Origin of the sequence: Streptomyces griseoloalbus (assembly GCA_014650015.1) — a bacterium.
GTDB classification, from domain to species: Bacteria; Actinomycetota; Actinomycetes; order Streptomycetales; family Streptomycetaceae; genus Streptomyces; species Streptomyces griseoloalbus.
Window position 1 is genome coordinate 1 of the sequence record BMUD01000147.1, and the last position, 572, is coordinate 572.

Annotated in this window: 1 protein-coding gene; it reads left to right on the forward strand. The window is 51.6% G+C overall.

From position 1 onward, the window contains the following. Positions 1 to 62: 62 nt before the first annotated feature. Positions 63 to 572, forward strand: a 510-nt coding sequence (locus IE178_RS37205; RefSeq protein ID WP_318280438.1) for a hypothetical protein, incomplete at its 3' end; no start/stop codon positions are given.

Genomic DNA, 572 nt, shown 5'->3' on the forward strand with positions numbered 1-572 from the left:
CAAGCAAAGCTTCACATGTTTTTGGACCAACTTCCATCGCTTCTCCACTGCATCGGACCTCTATGGCCACCACACAATCTTTAGACCAACTCTCGTCCCTTCGAGTTCATGCCCAGTACGAAGCAGAGAACTTCATTGAAGAATTCACTCCTGGAAGCCACCAAGTCTGCCCAATCGACCTGACTGACACAACCAAACTAGGGATGGAGATTGACGCCGGAATAGCGCAACCCCTAGTACAGGCTACTCAGTCAGTGCCCAAGGCAGACCAGAGTAGAAAAGGCGAGGAGGAATCCGACCTTACTACACCAAGTCAAGATTCATTGGCGACTAACGACTTGGGCCCATCAGAAGACAAGGGGCAAACTGCAACTATGGACTCTGAAGAAGACATTAGCAACCTGGAAGACCCCAAGGCATCGTCCGATCCCTCCACCTGTTGGAAGTTGTTCGTTGGAGAGATGTGGAAGCTCTTCGTGGATGGAGCATCCAACCGGCATGGAGCAGGACTTGGCATAGTCCTCATCTCTCCAGACGGCCTAGTAGTGGAGCAAGCGATCAACCTTGGCTTC